This is a genomic window from Variovorax sp. Soil_C_33 (assembly GCF_057656935.1).
Genome location: NZ_JBDGJK010000016.1, coordinates 109,643 through 127,581, shown reverse-complemented (window position 1 = coordinate 127,581; position 17,939 = coordinate 109,643). Strand labels below are relative to the sequence as shown.

General features: G+C 68.6%; 16 protein-coding genes. 7 read left to right on the top strand and 9 right to left on the bottom strand.

Going from position 1 to position 17,939, the window contains the following annotated elements; all coding sequences use genetic code 11:
- Positions 1–50 precede the first annotated feature (50 nt).
- Both AC3A6B_RS22890 and AC3A6B_RS22885 read right to left on the bottom strand, forming a co-directional pair.
- Positions 51–944, bottom strand: a complete 894-nt coding sequence (locus AC3A6B_RS22890) for a transglutaminase-like domain-containing protein (RefSeq protein ID WP_487838938.1) — start codon at positions 942–944, stop codon at positions 51–53.
- Positions 941–1,126: a DUF1328 family protein gene (locus AC3A6B_RS22885; protein WP_126839808.1), complete on the bottom strand. Its 186-nt coding sequence runs from the start codon at positions 1,124–1,126 to the stop codon at positions 941–943. The genes AC3A6B_RS22890 and AC3A6B_RS22885 overlap by 4 nt, the downstream gene beginning before the upstream one ends.
- Before the next feature lie 182 nt (positions 1,127–1,308).
- Here AC3A6B_RS22885 and gstA point away from each other — a divergent pair, with 182 nt between their 5' ends.
- Entirely contained in the window at positions 1,309–1,917 is a 609-nt protein-coding gene (gstA, locus tag AC3A6B_RS22880) for a glutathione transferase GstA (RefSeq protein WP_487838937.1), read from the top strand.
- Here gstA and AC3A6B_RS22875 read toward each other — a convergent pair.
- On the bottom strand, positions 1,910–3,130 hold the full coding sequence (locus AC3A6B_RS22875; RefSeq protein ID WP_487838936.1) for a YbfB/YjiJ family MFS transporter: 1,221 nt from the start codon (positions 3,128–3,130) through the stop codon (positions 1,910–1,912). The genes gstA and AC3A6B_RS22875 overlap by 8 nt on opposite strands.
- A gap of 115 nt (positions 3,131–3,245) precedes the next feature.
- On the opposite strand from AC3A6B_RS22875, the gene AC3A6B_RS22870 reads away from it, so the two are divergent.
- Positions 3,246–4,349 (top strand): alkene reductase, encoded by a 1,104-nt coding sequence (locus AC3A6B_RS22870; protein ID WP_487838935.1) that lies wholly within the window; start codon positions 3,246–3,248, stop codon positions 4,347–4,349.
- On the opposite strand, the gene AC3A6B_RS22865 is transcribed toward AC3A6B_RS22870, so the two are convergent.
- Complete coding sequence (locus AC3A6B_RS22865) at positions 4,331–5,734, bottom strand: sensor histidine kinase (RefSeq protein ID WP_487838934.1); 1,404 nt, start codon at positions 5,732–5,734, stop codon at positions 4,331–4,333. The genes AC3A6B_RS22870 and AC3A6B_RS22865 overlap by 19 nt on opposite strands.
- On the bottom strand, positions 5,731–6,420 hold the full coding sequence (locus AC3A6B_RS22860) for a response regulator (protein WP_487838933.1): 690 nt from the start codon (positions 6,418–6,420) through the stop codon (positions 5,731–5,733). The genes AC3A6B_RS22865 and AC3A6B_RS22860 overlap by 4 nt, the downstream gene beginning before the upstream one ends.
- Before the next feature lie 142 nt (positions 6,421–6,562).
- Between AC3A6B_RS22860 and AC3A6B_RS22855 the strand changes: the two genes are divergently transcribed.
- Positions 6,563–6,757, top strand: coding sequence for a heavy-metal-associated domain-containing protein (locus AC3A6B_RS22855; RefSeq protein ID WP_093106988.1), 195 nt, complete (start codon positions 6,563–6,565; stop codon positions 6,755–6,757).
- A gap of 117 nt (positions 6,758–6,874) precedes the next feature.
- Positions 6,875–7,642: a TIGR04325 family methyltransferase gene (locus AC3A6B_RS22850; RefSeq protein ID WP_487838932.1), complete on the top strand. Its 768-nt coding sequence runs from the start codon at positions 6,875–6,877 to the stop codon at positions 7,640–7,642.
- A gap of 10 nt (positions 7,643–7,652) precedes the next feature.
- Here the strand turns inward: AC3A6B_RS22850 and AC3A6B_RS22845 are convergent, their stop codons facing one another.
- Entirely contained in the window at positions 7,653–8,594 is a 942-nt protein-coding gene (locus tag AC3A6B_RS22845; protein ID WP_487838931.1) for a YcjF family protein, read from the bottom strand.
- 77 nt (positions 8,595–8,671) lie between these two features.
- Here AC3A6B_RS22845 and creB point away from each other — a divergent pair, with 77 nt between their 5' ends.
- Together creB and creC are read left to right on the top strand one after the other, a co-directional pair.
- Entirely contained in the window at positions 8,672–9,415 is a 744-nt protein-coding gene (gene creB, locus AC3A6B_RS22840) for a two-component system response regulator CreB (protein ID WP_487838930.1), read from the top strand.
- A gap of 34 nt (positions 9,416–9,449) precedes the next feature.
- The gene (gene creC, locus AC3A6B_RS22835) at positions 9,450–10,889 is read left to right on the top strand and encodes a two-component system sensor histidine kinase CreC (RefSeq protein ID WP_487838929.1); all 1,440 of its coding nucleotides are present in this window, start codon (positions 9,450–9,452) and stop codon (positions 10,887–10,889) included.
- 27 nt (positions 10,890–10,916) lie between these two features.
- Here the strand turns inward: creC and AC3A6B_RS22830 are convergent, their stop codons facing one another.
- From AC3A6B_RS22830 to creD, 3 genes are read right to left on the bottom strand one after another with little or no spacing between them, the layout of a single operon-like run.
- Positions 10,917–11,882: an acyl-CoA desaturase gene (locus AC3A6B_RS22830; RefSeq protein WP_487838928.1), complete on the bottom strand. Its 966-nt coding sequence runs from the start codon at positions 11,880–11,882 to the stop codon at positions 10,917–10,919.
- 47 nt (positions 11,883–11,929) lie between these two features.
- Positions 11,930–14,272: a penicillin-binding protein 1A gene (locus AC3A6B_RS22825; protein WP_487838927.1), complete on the bottom strand. Its 2,343-nt coding sequence runs from the start codon at positions 14,270–14,272 to the stop codon at positions 11,930–11,932.
- On the bottom strand, positions 14,269–15,672 hold the full coding sequence (gene creD / locus AC3A6B_RS22820; protein ID WP_487838926.1) for a cell envelope integrity protein CreD: 1,404 nt from the start codon (positions 15,670–15,672) through the stop codon (positions 14,269–14,271). Before creD ends, AC3A6B_RS22825 begins: the two co-directional genes overlap by 4 nt.
- A 194-nt stretch (positions 15,673–15,866) precedes the next feature.
- Here creD and AC3A6B_RS22815 point away from each other — a divergent pair, with 194 nt between their 5' ends.
- On the top strand, positions 15,867–17,939 hold the full coding sequence (locus AC3A6B_RS22815) for a VIT and vWA domain-containing protein (protein ID WP_487838925.1): 2,073 nt from the start codon (positions 15,867–15,869) through the stop codon (positions 17,937–17,939).

Genomic DNA, 17,939 nt, shown 5'->3' with positions numbered 1-17,939 from the left:
CGCGCACAGGGACAAGCGCCTGCGACCGATCGGGCCTGGATCTTTTGCTATCAATTTGATAGCAATTCGGTCGTTGCGGCCACCGGCTCCGGCTTCTCGATCCCCACCAGCTGCCCGCTCGGCGCCGGCGCTGCAGGCGGCGTGAGGCGTTCGTCCTGCAGCTCGCGCACGACCAGCGACTTGCCGGTCATGCGCACCGGCCCGAAGATGGTGCAGAAAGCGACGTCCTTCGCATCGCGCCCCGTGCCCACGCGCACCAGCCGGTCGACCCGCGCCATGCGCGTGGCATCGAACAGGACCCACCGCCCGCCCAGCCAGGCCTCGAACACCGCGTGGAAGTCCTGCGGCGGCTCGTCGAACCACACATAGCCCACCACCAGCCGCGCCGGAATGTTGAGCGCGCGGCAGAACGTGATGCCCAGGTGCGCGAAATCGCGGCACACGCCGGCGCGTTCGACGAAGACCTCGCGCGCGGTTGTGGTCGAGTCGCTGCTGCCCGGCTCGTAGGTGATGCTGTCGTGGATCCAGTCGGCGATCGCCTGCACGCGGCCGATGCCCGGCGGCAGGTCGCCGAAGAGCTGCTGCGCGCAGCGCGACATCAGGTCCGACTCGCAATAGCGCGTCGGCATCATGTAGTGGAGGATCTCGTTGGGCACCTGGTTCACCGGCACTTCGGCCAGATCCGGCGGCACTTCCACGTGCGCGCGCTGCACACTGGCCCGGTAGCGGATCTTCAGCGGCCCCGGGTTTGCATCGAAGCGGATGAAGCGATTGCCGCTGCCCTCGTCGCAGAAAGCCTGCATCTCCACTGCCGGCACGATCGCCAGATCCTCGCTGATCACGGCCTGTGCGCCGCTGCGCGCGGCCTCGATGTTGAACACCAGGTGCGACGGCGCCTCGACCTCGTAGTCGAGCACCGTCTCCACGTTCGAATAGTGCGTCAATCGATGGCCTTCTTGACTGCGCCCACCCCCAGGGCGGCAAGAACGAGGAACACGACGGCCAGGATCAGGAACAGGCCGAACAGCACCTTCGCGATGCCAGCCGCGCCGGCCGCCACGCCGCCGAAGCCAAGCGCGCCGGCGATCAGCGAGATCACTGCGAAAACAATGGCGTACTTCAACATGAGCGAGCTCCTTGTGCGGACACCGGTCCGCGGTGCCTGCAGCTTAGAAAGACGTGCCGATCGCCCCGATAGTCGCCGTGCCCAAGGCCCCGTAGGACAAACGCGCTCGCAGCGAACCCGCTAGCATCGGCCTCGCGTTTGCAAGAAAGAACGCTTTCCGAACATCCATTGGAGTTTTTCGCATGAAGCTGTACTACTCGCCGGGCGCCTGCTCGCTGTCGCCCCATATCGCGCTGCGCGAAGCGGGCCTCGCCTTCGAACCCGTGCTCGCCAGCACCAAGAGCCACAAACTGCAGGACGGCACCGACTACTACGGCATCAACCCGCTCGGCTACGTTCCGATGCTCGAGCTCGACGACGGCACGCGCCTGCGCGAAGGTCCGGCCATCGTGCAATACATCGCCGACCTCGCGCCGACCAAGAACCTCGCCCCCGCCAATGGCACGCTCTCGCGCTACCGGCTGCAGGAGTGGCTCACCTTCATCGGCACCGAGATGCACAAGACCTACTCGCCGATGTTCAACCCCAACATGCCCGAAGAAGCCAAGGCCATCTTCAGGACCAAACTGCAATCGCGCTACGAGTGGCTCAACGGCGAGCTCGAAGGCAAGAGCTATCTGATGGGCGAGCACTTCACGGTGGCCGACGGCTACCTGTTCACCGTCACCAACTGGACCAAGCCGACCGGCGTCGACATCTCGCCCTACGCGAACGTTCAGGCCTGGCACGCACGCGTCGGCGCCCGTCCGGCGGTGCAGGAAGCCATGAAGACCGAAGGCCTGCTCAAGTAAGCAGCAGCGGCCGCTGCCGCGAGGCCAGCGCCGCCCCAGCCCACAAGGTGATCGCCGAGGCCACCAGGCCGCGCCCCAGCCCGCCCGGGCCGTCGGAGATCCAGCCGGTCACGGTGGGCCCCACGATCTGCCCCAGCGCGAAGATGATCGTGAAGGCACTGATGCCGGTGGCCCATTGTTCGGCCGGCAGGTTGTGGCGCACCAGCGCGGTGGTCGAGGCCACGACCGACAGGAACACCGCGCCGAACAGCAGTCCCGAGACCAGCGTCACCGGCCACGCCGCGCTCAGCACCGGCAGCAGCGTCGCCAGGCCCAGCAGCGCATTGAGCACCGCCTGCGGCTGGCCGCCGTGGAAGCGATCCAGCAAGCCGGCCCAGAGCCGCGACGACGCCACGCAGGCCACGCCGAGCAGCGCATAGAAGATCGTGATACGGAGCGGGCTCGCGCCCTGCTCGCGCAGCAGCGCGACCACGAAAGTCATGTAGCCGATGTAGCCGGCTCCGAAAAGCGCATAGCCGCAGAGCGCCCAGCCGAAGCGATGCACGTGCGCGGGCTGCGCGGCAGGCTCCTGCGTCGACGCCGCAGCCGCTGATGCATGCGCCCCGCCGGGCATGGCATGCGCCGCGAAACCCAGCACGGCCGTCCCCGCGAAGCTCGCCAGCGCCAATGCCCACCAGGCCCAGGCCCAGCCATGTGCTTCGCTCGCCGCGGCCTGCAAGACCGGCGGCACCAGCAAGGCCGACAGCGTGATGCCGAAGCCCGTGCCGCCGTAGTACAGGCCCAGCAGGAACCCGGCGCGCGAAGGCTGCAGCGTCCCGAGCCGCGCCGCCAGCAGCCCGCCCGCGACGAACACCCAGGCGCTCGCCAGCCCGGCCAGCAAGCGCTGAAGCAGCAGCGCCGAGGCCGAGGTGAAGAAGCCGCTGGCCGCCATGAACAGGCTGGCCCACAGCGCGCCGCCGACCAGCAGGCGCACCGGTCCGAAGCGCCGCATCAACGCCGGCGTCATCAACGCGCCCAGCAGGTAGCCGGCCGCGTTCGCGGTGTTCATCGCGCCTGCCAGCGTGTAGCTCCAGCCCAGGTCCGCGCGCATCGGCGGCAGCAGCAAGGCATAGGAGAAGCGCGTGATGCCGAGCGAAACCGCGGCTCCCATCGACAACGCGAGCGCGAGGCGCAAGGCCTGCGCGGGCGTGAGCGTGGTGGCGTGCATCGTCATGGCGTGCGGGCATTCTGCTGCATCCCCTAGCAGCAAACCGACAACCCCGCGGCAGCACGGTTAGGCGCGCCGGTTTACCGTTCGCGCTGCTCATCCACCCCAACAAGCAGAACCGATGTCCTCCCTCTTCGACCCCATCCAGGCCGGCCACCTGAAGCTGGCCAACCGCATCGTCATGGCGCCGCTCACGCGCAACCGCTCGCCCGACGCCGTGCCGCGCGACATCACCGCCACCTACTACGCGCAGCGCGCCAGTGCCGGACTGCTGATCACCGAAGCCACCGCGATCAGCCAGCAGGGCCAGGGCTATGCCGACGTGCCCGGCCTCTACGGCAGCGAGCAGCTCGAGGCCTGGAAGCGCGTGACCGATGCGGTACACGCGCAGGGCGGCAAGATCGTGGTCCAGCTCTGGCACGTGGGCCGGGTCTCGCACAACGAGCTGCAGCCAGACGGCGGCCAGCCGGTCGCGCCCTCGGCCATCACGGCCAGGACCAAGACCGTGCTCTTCAGGGACGGCGTTCCCACTTACGTCGAGACCTCCGAGCCGCGCGCGCTCGACGCGAGCGAGCTGCCCGGCATCGTCCACAACTACGCTGCGGCGGCACGCAATGCCGTCGAGACGGCCGGCTTCGACGGCGTCGAGGTGCATGCCGCCAACGGCTACTTGCTCGACCAGTTCCTCAAGACCGGCAGCAACCAGCGCAGCGACGACTACGGCGGCAGCATCGAGAACCGCGCCCGCCTGCTGCTCGAAGCGACGCGTGCCGTGGTGGACGCGGTCGGCGGCGGCCGCACCGGCATCCGCATCTCGCCGGTGACGCCGGCCAACGACGTGCACGACCAGAATCCGCAGCCGCTCTTCGAGTACGTCGTGAAACAGCTCGCCACGCTCAACCTGGCCTACATCCACGTCGTCGAGGGCGCCACCGGCGGCCCGCGCGAGCTGGAAGACCGCCCCTTCGACTACGAAGCCCTCAAGGCCGCCTACCGCCGGGCCGGCGGCAAGGGTGCCTGGATGGTGAACAACGGCTACGACAAGCCGCTGGCCGAAGAGGCCTTGAAGGAAGGCGACGACCTCGTGGCCTTCGGCAAGCCCTTCATCTCCAACCCCGACCTGGTGCGCCGCCTGCGCGAAGGCGCGCCGCTCAATCCCTGGGACAAGAACACCTTCTACGGCGGCGGCGCGAAGGGCTACATCGACTATCCGGCGCTGGGCTGACCGTCCCCGGGCGGGCTCGGCGCGAAGGCCACGCTGACCCGCAGCCCGCCCGCGTCGGAGGCCTTGTCGAAGTGCAGCTCGGCGTCCAGCAGCGCGGCATAGCGCGCCACGATCGCCAGCCCGAGGCCGGCGCCCTGCCCCAGCTTCTGCCCGGCCGGGCCTTGCGACCAGCGCTGCAGCAGGTCGCGCTGGACCTCGGGCGCGATGCCGGGGCCGTCGTCGATCACGGCGAGCGTGCGACCCGCAAGCTCGATGGTGATGGTGCGGCCGCCGTAGCGCAGCGCGTTGTCGATCAGGTTGTCGAGGATGCCTTCGACCAGTGCGGCGCTGGCCTGCACCGTCACCGGCTGGTCCAGACCGAGCGCGCCCAGGTCCACGCCCTGTGCATCGGCGCGCGCGAGATGGCGCAGCACCGCCTGCTCCACCAATTCGTCGAGTCGAAGCGGCATGCGCTGCAGGCCGGTGCGGCCCTCGTCGGCCAGTGCCAGGGCGAGCAGCTGGTCGACCAGGTGGCTCGCGCGCGCCTGGCTCGCGGCGATCTGCGCCAGCTGTTTGCGCCACACGGCCGGCGCCTGCTGCGCGAGGCCGTAGTCGGCCAGGGCGCGGATGCCGGCCAGCGGCGTGCGCAGTTCGTGCGCCACGTTGCCCGCGAATTCGCGCTGCGCACGCACGCTGTGGCCCAAGCGTTCGAACAGCGCGTTGAGCGTCTCGCCCAGGCGCTCGAGTTCACGCGAGCCGCGCGCCACCGGCACCGGCGCCAGGTCATGCGCATCGCGGCGGTCCAGCGTCTGGCGCAGCTCGCCGAGCGGGCGCAGCTCGCCCTCGATGCCGCGCCACAGCCAGATGGCCAGCAGCGCCAGCAGCACGCCCTGCGGCGCCAGCGAATAGAGCAGCAGCCGCTCGACCAGCGCGCTGCGTGCGCGCGTGGTCTGCGCGATCACGACGCGGAATGCCTTGGGCGCGTCGTGGTTCAGCACCACCGCGCGCAGCGCCTGGCCCCCGTAGTCCACATCGGAAAAGCGATGCCGCGCGCCCTCCTCCGGCGCCGGTGCCTGCAGTCCCGGGTGGCCGGCGAGCCGCGAGCCGTCGGGCCGCAGCACCGCGAAGTACACCGTTTCGGACTGGTCGAAGAGCACGCTCGTGACCTCGCGCGGCGACAGCTGCAACTGGATGTCGCGCTCGCCGGCCTCCACGTTGGCCGACACCGAATAGGCATCGTCGAGCAAGGCGCGGTCGAAGGCCTGCTCGGTGAAGTGGCCGGCCACCGCTACCGCCACTGCGGTGCCCACCAGCCAGGTCAGGGCCAGCGGCAGCAGCACGCGCCGCAGCACGCGCGAAGTGAGCGAAGGCGCGCCCGCCGACGCCCGGCGCGGCGCCGGCTTCACTCGGCCGCTTCCAGCAGGTAGCCGATGCCGCGCAGCGTGCGGATCGCCGCGCCGCTGCCCGCGAGCTTCTTGCGCAGGCGCGAGATGAAGGCCTCCAGCGCGTTGTCGCCCAGCGCATCGTCGAAGCTGGAGAGCTTGTCGGACATGGTCCGTTTGCTGACCGCGCGGCCCGGCGGACTCATGAGCTCCCACAAGACCTCGAACTCGCGCGCCGGCAGCTCCAGCGGCGCGCCGGCCATCGAGAAGCGGCGCGCCTTGCGGTCCAGCCGCAGCCGGCCCAGCGTGGCGATGTCCTCGGTGCCCTGCGCGCGGCGCACCAGCGCGCGCAGACGCGCCTCCACCTCGGCCAGGTCGAAAGGCTTGCCGAGGTAGTCGTCGGCGCCCGCATCGAGGCCGGCGATGCGCTCCTCGGTGCGATCGCGCGCGGTCAGCACCAGCACTGGCGTGCGGTCGCCGCGTGCGCGTGCCTGGCGCAGCACGGTGAGCCCGCTGGCGAGGCCGCTGGTCGGGCTGGCGGTTGCCGGCAGGCTGAGATCGAGCAGCACCGCATCGAAGAGCTGCACGCGCCACAGGTGGTCGGCATCCTCCACGTTCGCCGCGACGTCCACGCGATGCCCGGCATCGCCCAGGCTGCGCAGCATCACGCCGCGCAGCACCGCATCGTCTTCGACCAGCAGGATTCGCATGGGACAGGGAGTGGAGAGTTCGTTACCGGGGCATGCCGCGGGCCGCAGGCGAGGATACGGCAAGCGGCGAGCGCCCCTGTACTGGACGTTGACAACGTGAGAAGGTTGACACTTGCGCGTCATCCCCATGAAAGGAGCAACGATGAGCCAGAAATTCCAGGTCCTGGGCATGAGCTGCGCCCATTGCGCGAGCGCCGTTCAGAACGCAGTGCAGACGGTCGATCCCGAGGCGCAGGTCACGGTCGATCTCGAAACCGGCCATGTCGACGTGCTGAGCCATCAGCCGCGGCAGGACATCATCGTGGCGATCGAGAACGCCGGCTACCAGGCGCAGTGAAGCCAGGCCCGAGCTGAAGCCAGCCGGAGACACCGGAAAATGCACGAAACAGTTGAATACTTTATGTTTCAAAGTGCAAAATATGCGCTGCATCCACCGTGAGCAAAGAGGGCTTCCATGCTGTCGAGTCTGCTGCCGTCATCGGTCCGCGAAGCTGCCTACCGCCGCAAGTTCCTGGACAACCGCGAAGAGAACCTGTTCATGGGTTCCTTCGAGAGCTTCGCCGCTGCCGAAGCCGGCGCGCCGCCCTCCAAGGCCGTCGGATACGACAACGCCCCGGCGGATGCCTTCTACAGTCACCAGGTCGCTTTCTACGACTACCCGGGCCTGTTCTGGCTAGGCCGCGCGCTCGACGACGGCATGCGCAGCATCTTCGACCTGGGCGGCCACGTCGGCATCAAGTACTACGCCTTTCGCCGCATGCTCCACTACCCTGCCGACCTGCGCTGGACCGTCTGCGACGTGCCCAAGGTGGTGGAGAGCGGCCGGGAGCTCGCGGTGCAGCGCGAGGCCAGCGCGCAGCTCGGCTTCACCACCGACTGGCGCGACGCGAGCGGCTGCGACGTGCTCTACGCCTCGGGCAGCCTGCAGTACCTGCCGACGCACATGTCCGAAATCATCGCCGCGCTTGCCGTGAAGCCGCGGCGCATCATCCTCAACACGACGGCGGTGCATCCCGAGCGCACGCTCTACACGCTCAACAGCATCGGCTTCGCCGTCTGTCCCTACCGGATCCAGCACCACGACGAGCTCTTCGCCGAGCTCGCCGCCGCCGGGTACAAGCGGCGCGACGCCTGGCGCAACGAGGGCAAGCCCATCGAGGTGCCTTTCGTCGACGGCGGCGACAAGCCCTATTACGCGGGCTGCTGCTTCGATCTGCATTGAAGCGCCAAGGCTAGGCTCCGCGCACCATCGACAGGATTTTCCCGGCGTCCAGCGTGCGCGCCTTCTCCTGCATCGCCGGCAGGTAGCGCGTCTGCAGGCCCTGGGCTTCCTGCGTGACGCTCGCATACGCCTCCTTCAGCATCTGCGTCGACAGCGTGCGCCCGCCTGCGTAGTAGCGCTTGGCGACATGGCCCAGCGCATAGGTGGTCGCGAAGCTCATGCCCGAGCTCACCGCCTGCTTGCCGAGGCCGCGCAGCATCCCGCCGCCGACCTTGCCGAGCAGGCCGCCCAGCAGCTTGCGCCCGGCCTGTTCGAGGTACTGCGAGGTCAGGCCGACGCCGACCGTGGCGAGGAAGTCCTTCACATGGCCGCTGTCGAGCTCGTAGCCGTGTGCGCGGCCGATGCGGTAGACCAGCTTCATCTGCAGCGGGATGATGGCCATGGTCGAGAGCGTCTCGGGCAGCAGCTCGAGCGCGCCGTTCAGGATCGCGGCGTTGAGGATCGCCTGGTCGAGCTCGGCGTTGTCGACGGTGGCGGCCGGCGCCGCGGAAACCGTGGCGGCACCCGTAGTGAGCGGCACCGCCGCGATCTCCTCGGCCTCCTTGGCGAACTGCTGCGCCGCCGGCGCATCGAGCCCGAGCGAGCTGCGCACGTCGGCGAGGAACATGCGCTCGGCCTCCGATTGCGTGCCGTCGGCATCGCAGACGCAGACCGCCATTTCGTAGGCGAGCTGCTTCGATTCGGAACTCTTCAACTCCGCCGCCACTGCGGGCAGCGACACGCGTTTCATCAGCACGTCTTGATAGAGCATGGGCAGCTGCACGCCGTCGGCCTGCGAGAGCCCTTCGGCAATGCGCTTGATCTCTGCGCGTTCGCGCTCGTGCTTCTCGCCGTCGACGAAAGCCGCCAGCAGGCTGAGGGTGACGATGGCCCGGGTTTCGGATGGGGTCACGGTGCGGTTCTCCAGAATGCAAGGCCCTGTTCGTTCGGCATCGCGCGCAAAGGTTCCGGCCCGCTACCATCCGAAACATGCCCTTCAACCCCCGGATCCTGATCGCCGAAGACGAGTCGGGCATCGCCGACACCCTGCAGTACGTGCTCAAGACCGACGGTTTCGCGCCCGTCTGGTGCGCCACGGCCGAGGAGGCGATCGCGCAATTCGCCGCCGATCCGCCCGCGCTCGCGATCCTGGATGTCGGCCTGCCCGACATGAACGGCTTCGAGCTCTTCAAGCGCCTGCAGGCCCTGAACCGCGAAGCCGGCGGCGCCGAGGTGCCGATGCTCTTCCTCACCGCGCGCAGCGACGAGATCGACCGCGTGGTCGGCCTCGAGCTCGGCGCCGACGACTACATTGCCAAGCCCTTTTCTCCGCGCGAGCTGGTGGCGCGCGTGCGCACGATCCTGCGGCGCAGCGGGCGCGGCAACGGCTCGGCAGCGCCCGCTGCACCGCCGAAGAGTGCGCCCCCCGCGCCCTTCACGCTCGATGCCGAGCGCATGCAGATCCGCTACTACGGCCGCCTGCTCGAACTCTCGCGCTACGAGTACGGCCTGTTGCGCCTGCTGATCCAGCGCCCGGGCCGAGTGTTCACGCGCGACGAGCTGCTGCAACTGGTCTGGGACGATGCCAGCGACAGCTTCGACCGCACCGTCGACGCGCACATCAAGACCCTGCGCGCCAAGCTGCGCGCCATCGCGCCGGAGGTCGAACCGATCCGCACCCTGCGCGGCACGGGCTACGCGCTCAACGAAGAGTTGCCGGCGAATCGGAGATGAGCACCAGGCCGGCGCCGGGCATGGGGCCCATCCCTTGAGCAGAAGAACCCGCATCTTCATCGGCATCCTGCTGATCTACACGGCGGGCATCGCCTTCCTGCTCTACCGCGTGGTGTCCGACATCGACCCGCGCTACCGCGAGTCGGCCGAGGAGTCGCTGGTCGAGACCTCGCAGCTGATGGCCAGCCTGATCGAGCAGGACGTGATCGCCGGCGCCATCAACACGGCGCGGCTGGAGCCGCTGTTCCGTTCGGCCTACGCGCGCCAGTTCTCGGCCCAGATCTACAACCTGCACAAGAGCCGCGTCGAACTGCGCATCTACGTCACCGACCGCTCAGGCCGCGTGCTCTTCGATTCGCTGGGCCGCAGCGTCGGCGCCGACTTCTCGAAATGGAGCGACGTGAGCCGCACGCTGGCCGGCGTCTACGGCGCGCGCACCTCGCGCGACATCGAAGGCGACCCGATGACCTCCGTGATGTACGCGGCCGCACCGGTGCGCTGGAACAACGAGATCGTCGGCGTGGTCAGCGTCGGCAAGCCGGTGCAGAGCTTCGGCCAGTTCGTCGAGGACGCACGCGCGCGCACGCTGTGGGTCGGCGTCGGCTCGGCCTTCGCGCTCTTGCTGCTGGCGCTCATCATGTCGGTCTGGCTGGTGCGGCCCTTCGGTCTGATTTCCGATTACTGGCGCTGGCTGCGCAGCCAGCGCAGCTGGAGCCTCGGGCGCATGGTACGCCGCGCGGTCGACACGCTGCGCAGCGGCGTCGGAGAGATTCGCGACGCGCTGACCGGCCGCAACTACGTAGCCGACTACGTGCAGACCTTCACGCACGAGATCAAGAGCCCGCTGTCGGCGATCCGCGGTGCGGCCGAGCTCCTGCAGGAACCCTCCATGCCGCAGGCCGAGCGCGAGCGCTTCCTCGCCAACATCGCGAGCGAGACCGAGCGCATCCAGGAGATTGTCGACCGCATGATGGAGCTGACGGCACTGGAGACCCAGCGCGCGCTGGAGCGCAGCGAGCCGGTCGCACTGGCGCCGCTGCTGCGGGAGGTCGCCGCGAGCGCGCAGGGCGCCGCGGCGGCGCGCGAGATCCGGCTGCATGTCGCGATCGACACCGAGGCCCGCGTCGAGGGCGATCCCTTCCTCTTGCGCCGCGCGGTCAGCAACCTGCTCGACAACGCGATCGACTTCTCGCCGCCGGGCGCCGAGGTCGCGCTCGCGCTGCATGCCGGCGCGCGCGAGGCCCGCGTCACGGTACGCGACCACGGCCGCGGCATCCCCGACTACGCGAAGGACAAGGTGTTCGAGAAGTTCTATTCGCTTGCGCGCCCGCACAGCCAGAAGAAGAGCACCGGCCTCGGCCTGGCCTTCGTGAAGGAGATCGCGGCGCTGCACCGCGGCCGCATCGAGCTCGCGAACGCGCCGCGCGGCGGCGCGCTTGCGACGCTCACGCTGCCCACACAGCCGCACCGATAGCGGCAGCCTTCAGGGAGGTTTCCGGCGTCAGCCGTTCATTCTCGGAACTCCTGCCCCAGTGACTCTCTTCGGTTCTGCACCCGACACCGTGGGCTCGCCAGAATCACCCAGCGATATCAGCTCGGGACGTGCCGGCAGATCGGCAGGCAGGCGCAGCTCCCACACGAGCCCGATGCGGTTCAGCGCGCTGAGCACCCACCAGCCCGGATCCCACTCCCCGGCTCTGAGGCCCAGCCGCGCCGAGCCCGGAAACGCATGGTGGTTGTTGTGCCAGCCCTCGCCCATGGTCAGCAGGGACGTCCAGCGAATATTGCGACCTTGCACGGCGGCGCCACGCACCTCGTGGTGCATGCCGCCATGGTTGTGCGCGAACCAGCCGACGAGCCAATGGCCGAAGACGCCGGCAGCGATGCGTGCGCAGACCCCCCAAACGACGTATCCCCAGCCACCCCAAAACCAGAACAGGACCGCCAGCGGCAATTGCTGCAGCATCCACGTGCGTTCGAGCCAGCGATAGAAAGGGTCTTCGGCCACCGCGGCCTCGATCTCGACGTGCGGCGGATCAGCCAATTGCAGCTCGCAATGCAGTTGCCACCAGGCGTCGATCCAGCACGCACGGCCATGGCGTAGGTAGTCGTGGCATACCGGCAGGCGCTGCGCGCAATCGCGAAGATCGTGTTGACGCAACAACCCCAACGGCCCACCCAGCCCGACCTGCACGCCGCACCAGACCCAGGCATACGCAAGCCACCGCGGACATTGAAAACTGTTGTGGATCAGCTTGCGGTGACTGCCCAGCGAATGACCGAACAGCAGCACGACGCCGGTGCTCCCCGCAAAAAGCAGCAAGGCGCTCCAGCTGAAACTGAGCGCCCCGCCGATGATCGCGACCGTCGACATGCCGACGAACCACAGCGACTTGGCCGGCGCGTAGCGCACCACACCCACCGTCACGGCGTCCTGGTCGATTGGCATCACGCGGTGCGGCTGCATATGCGCGCGATCATAGAAGGGCCGCGACGACAGCCGGATGGCATCCGCTACCTGAACAAGTCGAGGATGCGGTTGCGCTCCTCCGGCGGCGGCATCGCGCTGACCGGCACCGCGGCCAGCGCCTCGGCCGGCGGCGTCGGGCCGGTGTCAATGCCCAGGCTGGTGATGCCGCGGCCCGGCGCGTAGTCGTCGTAGTACCACTCGCCGTCGACCTTCACCACGCCGTCGGGCGCCGGCAGCTCGGCCATCGGCACGCCCTGCAGCGCCGCCTGCATGTAGCCGGTCCAGATCGGCAGGCTCAGGCTGCCGCCGGTCTCGCCGCGAACGCCGAGCTGGCGCGGCGTGTCGTAGCCGATCCAGGCGATGCCGACGCGGCTTGGCTGGAAGCCGGCGAACCAGGTGTCGATCGAATCGTTGGTGGTGCCGGTCTTGCCGTAGAGGTCGCCACGCTTGAGCGCCTGATGGGCCTTGAAGCCGGTGCCGTTCGTGACCACGCTTTGCAGCAGCGAAGCCATGACGAAGGCATTGCGCTGCGAGATGGCGCGTACGCTCTCGTCGCGCACCGGCGGCTCGGCCTCGAACAGCACCTGGCCCTTGGGGTCGGTGATGCGCGTCACGAGCCAGGGGCTGACGCGATAGCCGCCGTTGGCGAACACGCCGTAGGCGGCCGCCATCTGCATCGGCGTGACGGAGCCTGCGCCGAGCGCCATCGGCAGGTAGGCCGGATGCTTGGCACGCTCGAATCCGAAGTTGCCGATCCAGTCCTGCGCGAAGCGTGGGCCGATCGACTCGAGCACGCGGATCGTCACCATGTTCTTCGATTGCTCGAGCGCGCGCCGCAGCGACATGGCTCCATCGAAACTGCCGTCGTAGTTCTTCGGCTCCCACGGCTGGCTTCCGGTCGCGGCGCGGTCGAACAACAGCGGCGCATCGTTGACGATGGTGCCCGGCGTGAAGCCCTTCTCGAGCGCGGCCGAATAGATGAAGGGCTTGAAGCTCGAGCCCGGTTGGCGCCAGGCCTGCGTCACGTGGTTGAACTTGCTCTTGCCGAAATCGAAGCCACCCACCAGCGCCTTGATCGCACTGTCGCGCGGGTCCAGCGCCACGAAGGCGCCTTCGACTTCGGGCATCTGGACGATCTCCCACGCGCCCTTGGGCGTCTTCGCCACGCGGATCACTGCGCCGCGCCGCACGCGCACGTTCGGCGCGGCCCGTTGCGACAGGCCCGCCTGCGCAAGGCGCAGGCCCTCGCCCGTGATGCTCAGTTGATCGCCGTTGGCACGCACGGCGCTGACCTCCTTCGCGTCGGCCTGCAGCACCACGGCGGAGAGCACATCGTCGTTGTCGGGATGCGCGGCCAGAGCCTCATCGACGGCATCGTCGAGCTCGGCGGGTTCGGCGGGCAGGTCGACGAAGCGCTCGGGCCCGCGATAGGGCTGGCGCCGTTCGTAGTCCATGATGCCGCGGCGCAGCGCCTTGTAGGCCGCCGCTTGATCGGCCGCCACGAGCGAGGTCGTGACCTGGAGGCCGCGCGTGTAGGTACTGCTGCCGTACTGCGCATACATCAGCTGGCGCACCGTCTCGGCCACGTATTCCGCATGCAGGCGCTTCGGCTCGGAGGGGTCGCGCAGATGCAGCGCTTCCTTCTTCGCCTGCGCCGCCTGCGCGGCCGTGATGGCGCCGACCTCCTGCATGCGATCGAGCACATACAACTGGCGGGCCCGCGCGCGGCGGGGATTCTTCAGCGGATTGTTGGCATCGGGCGCCTTCGGCACGCCCGCCAGCATGGCGGCCTCCGCGAGCGTGATGTCCTTCAGGGGCTTGCCGAAATAGACCTCCGAAGCCGCTGCGAAGCCGTAAGCACGGTGGCCGAGGAAGATCTGGTTCAGGTAGATCTCGAGGATCTGGTCCTTGCTGAGCCGCTCTTCGAGCCGGAACGCAAGCAGGGCCTCGTAGGCCTTGCGCGTCAGCGTGCGCTCCGAGCTCAGGTAGACGTTGCGCGCCACCTGCTGCGTGATGGTGGATGCGCCCTGGCGCGTGCCGTGCCGCAGGTTCGCCAGCACCGCGCGCAGCAGGCCCTTGGCATCGACGCCACCATGCGCGTAGAAGCGCGCATCCTCGACCGCGACCACCGCGTTCTTCAGCGACCGGGGCATGTCGGCGATCGGAATGAGCTGGCGCCGCTCTTCGCCGAACTCGCCAATCAGCACACCGTCGGAGGTGAAGACTCGCAGCGGCAGCTTGGGCCGGTAGTCGGAAAGCTCCGAGACATCCGGCAGATTCGGATAGATCACCGCCACGGCGATGCCGGCAGCGCATAACAGCGCGGCCGCGCTGCCTGCCGCAGCGACAACGCCCCAGAACAGGACGCGTTGCAAGCCGGCCTTCATGACTGCGCTCCGGCAGCAGCGGCGGGCTTGCCGCTTCCCGTCGACAAGGCATACCAGTCGACCTTGCGCGTCGCCAGCATCAGCACGGCAAGCATGCCGAAGATCAGCAAGGCCCCGAGCAGCAGCGCATTGCTTTCTGACGCGAGCAGCCCGTACAGCGCGCCGTAGAGCAGCGCCACATAGGCGCCGAAGGAGGCGCCGCGCTGCCAGCCGCCCAGCACGGCGCTGAAGTACACCGCCAGCAGCAGCACGCTGGCACCTGCCGCGCCGGCGTAGGCGAGCCAGAATGCCACCTTCTCCGACAGCGCCAGCAGCAGCAGGAAGAACAGCGCGATCGAGAGGCCGACCAGCCCGTACTGCACCGGATGCAGGCGCAGCTTTCGGAACAGCTCGAACATGAAGGCCGCCATCAGCACCAGGCCGATGAACAGGAGCCCGTATTTCGTCGCCCGCGTCGACATCGAGTAGACGTTGAGCGGCTGCGCGAGCGAGACATCGAAGCTCTGCAGCGCTGCAGGCGACTTGGGACCCTTCATGCCGCTGCGCACTTCCTCGCGCGCCGAGGTCACGAGCGAGGACACGCGCCAGCGCGCAACGAAGCCCTGATACGTCACGGTGCGCTCCGAAGCCAGGAAGCGGCCGCCGAAGCTCGGATGCGCCCAGGGCGAGGTCAGGTGCGCGGTGGTCTCCTCGCCGATCGGCACCATCGCCAGCTTCTCCTGCCCGACCAGCCCGAGCTTGAGCTGGAAGGGCAGCGGCTGCTTCGCCTGCCAGGCCGCCAGCGCGCTGCCCGCGAGCGGCGCATGGATGCCGTTCGCGAGCCAGGCCTCGTCGGCAAGACCCGGCAGGCGCTGCTGGAAGCGCAGCGTCTCGGCGCCGGCCTGCAGCGCGGGCGAACCGTCGAGCCCGCGCAGGTCGCTGACGTTGAAGGCCATGTAAGGCGGCTTGAGCTCGATCGTCGAGCCCTTCTCGCTCGACGGCAGCGTGGCCGGATCGAAGGCCCCGAAGGCGCCGGAAAGCGACGCGTTCAGCGTGTAGAACGGGATCCGGAAGATCCCGCGGTAGCGTTCCTGCGGCGCCAGGCTGCCCTCGATGTGCAGCTTGTCGGGGAACAGCAGATGCGCCATCTCCTTGCTGCGCGCTTCCTGGCCGACGATCCGGCCCTGTGCATCGCGCAGCGGCTCCATCCAGCGCTCCACGTAGGGCACGACCAGCAGCGGGCCGATCACGGTTTGCGCGCCGGCATAGGTGGCGGCGAGCTCCTGCGCCGCCTCCTGCTGGCTGCGGCCGCGCTCGCGGTTGAGCGACTCGATCTGGCCGAGCGGAATGCACAGCAGCACGGTCAGGGCCAGGAGGCCGAAGACCTTGAGCAGCACGGAATTTCGAAGTGTCTGAAGCATGGGAATCTCTCCTCGTCGATGACGATGCGGCGATGCTCGCGCCGCCATCCGAAGCGCATGTGAAGTGCGGCCTCCCGCGCACTTCACACGGACTTCACACAGCGCCTTTCGCTTCAAACAGGCTTCCTACTGGCTTCGAGTCCGCGCTCGACAGTGACTGCCGTGCACCGTTGCACGACCACCGGACCACCACAATGGAAGCCACCACAACCCGTCCCGGCCGCTGGCTCTGGCTCGCGACGCTGGGTCTCGCAAGCAGCTGCTTCTTGCTGCTCGTCGCCCGGCCGCTGCATGCGCAGCAAGCGACCGGCCCGCGCCTGAAAACCGAGAGCCCCTACTTCTTCGTCAGGAGCGACGACCCCTCGGTCGACCGCCTGCCGCTCAAGAGCACCGAGGTCGACGTGAAGGTCTCGGGCGTGATCGCCGACGTCCGGGTCACGCAGACCTACCGCAACGAGGGCTCGCGCGCGATCGAGGCGAAGTACGTGTTCCCGGGTTCGACCAGGGCCGCGGTCGGCGGCCTCAACGTGCGGCTCGCGGATCGCCTGATCACCGCGCAGATCCGCGAGAAGCAGCAGGCCCGCATCGACTACGACGCCGCGAAGAAGGAAGGCAAGACGGCCGCGCTGCTGGAGCAGCACCTGCCCAACGTGTTCCAGATGAACGTCGCCAACATCCTTCCGGGCGACGACGTCAAGGTCGAGCTGCGCTATACCGAGCTGCTGGTGCCGCAGGCGGGCAACTACCAGTTCGTGTTTCCGACGGTGGTCGGGCCGCGCTACAACAGCCCGCAGTCGCAGAACAGGGATGCGAAGTGGGTGGCCCAGCCGACGCTGCGCGAAGGCGTGGCGCCGAACACCGTCTTCAAGCTCAAGGTCGCGCTCGACACGCCGCTCGGCATCAAGGAAATCCGCTCGGCCACGCATGCGATCGACCTCCGCAAGAGCAACGACGATCAGCACGCCGATGTCGCGCTCGTGCAGAGCGGCGAGCCCGCCAACAACCGCGATTTCGTGCTCGACTACCGCCTCGCCGGCGAGAAGATCGAATCCGGCCTCATGCTCTACAAGGGCCAGGGCGAGAACCCGGAGAACTTCTTCCTCGCGATGGTCGAGCCGCCCAAGTCGGTCGCGGCCCACACGATCTCGCCGCGCGACTACATCTTCGTGGTCGACATCTCGGGCTCGATGCACGGCTTCCCGCTCGACACGGCCAAGGTCTTGCTGGAGCGGCTGATCGGCGGCCTGCGTCCGAGCGACACCTTCAACGTGCTGCTGTTCTCGGGCAGCAACAGGATGCTCTCGCCGCAATCGGTGCCCGCGACCCGCGCCAACATCGAGCAGGCCTTGTCCACCATCAGGAACTACAACGGCAGCGGCAGCACCGAGCTGATCCCGGCGCTCAAGCGCGTCTATGCCGAGCCCAAGGCCGAGAACGTGTCGCGCACCGTGGTGGTCGTGACCGACGGCTACGTGACGGTCGAGCGCGAGGCCTTCGAGCTGGTGCGCAAGAACCTCGGCCGCGCGAACGTCTTCGCCTTCGGCATCGGCAGCTCGGTCAATCGGCACCTGATGGAAGGCCTGGCCCGCGCCGGCATGGGCGAGCCCTTCATCATCACCGACCCGGTGCAGGCGCCCGAGCAGGCTGCGCGCTTCAAGCGCATGGTCGAGTCGCCCGTGCTCACCAACGTGAAAGCCACTTTCGGCGGCCTCGACGTCTACGACGTGGAGCCGCAGGCCTTGCCCGACGTACTCGGCGAACGCCCGGTGATCGTGTTCGGCAAATGGCGCGGCGAGGCCAAGGGCCGCGTCATCATCGAAGGCCAGAGCGCCGAGGGCCCGTACCGCCAGGAAGTGCGCATCGACGATGCGACGCGGCACGACGCGGCCGCGCTGCGCAGCCTCTGGGCCCGCCACCGCATCGCGAGCCTGAGCGATCAGGAGGCGCTGGAAGGCGGCGATGCCTTCAAGCAGCGCATCACCGATCTCGGCCTGCGCTACGGCCTGCTCACGCAATACACCAGCTTCATCGCGGTCGACAAGGTGGTGCGCAACGTGACTCCGCAAGATGCCACGAGCGTCGACCAGCCGCAGCCGCTGCCCAAGGGCGTGGGCGAACGCGCGCTGGGCGAAGGCCAGACCCTGGGCGCCGCCGTGCCGAGCACGCCCGAGCCCGAAACACTGGGCGCGATCGCGGTGGTGCTGTCGATGCTGGCCATGCTGCGCCGGCGCGCGCGCCGCAACGACGCGCGCCGGTACACGGCTTGA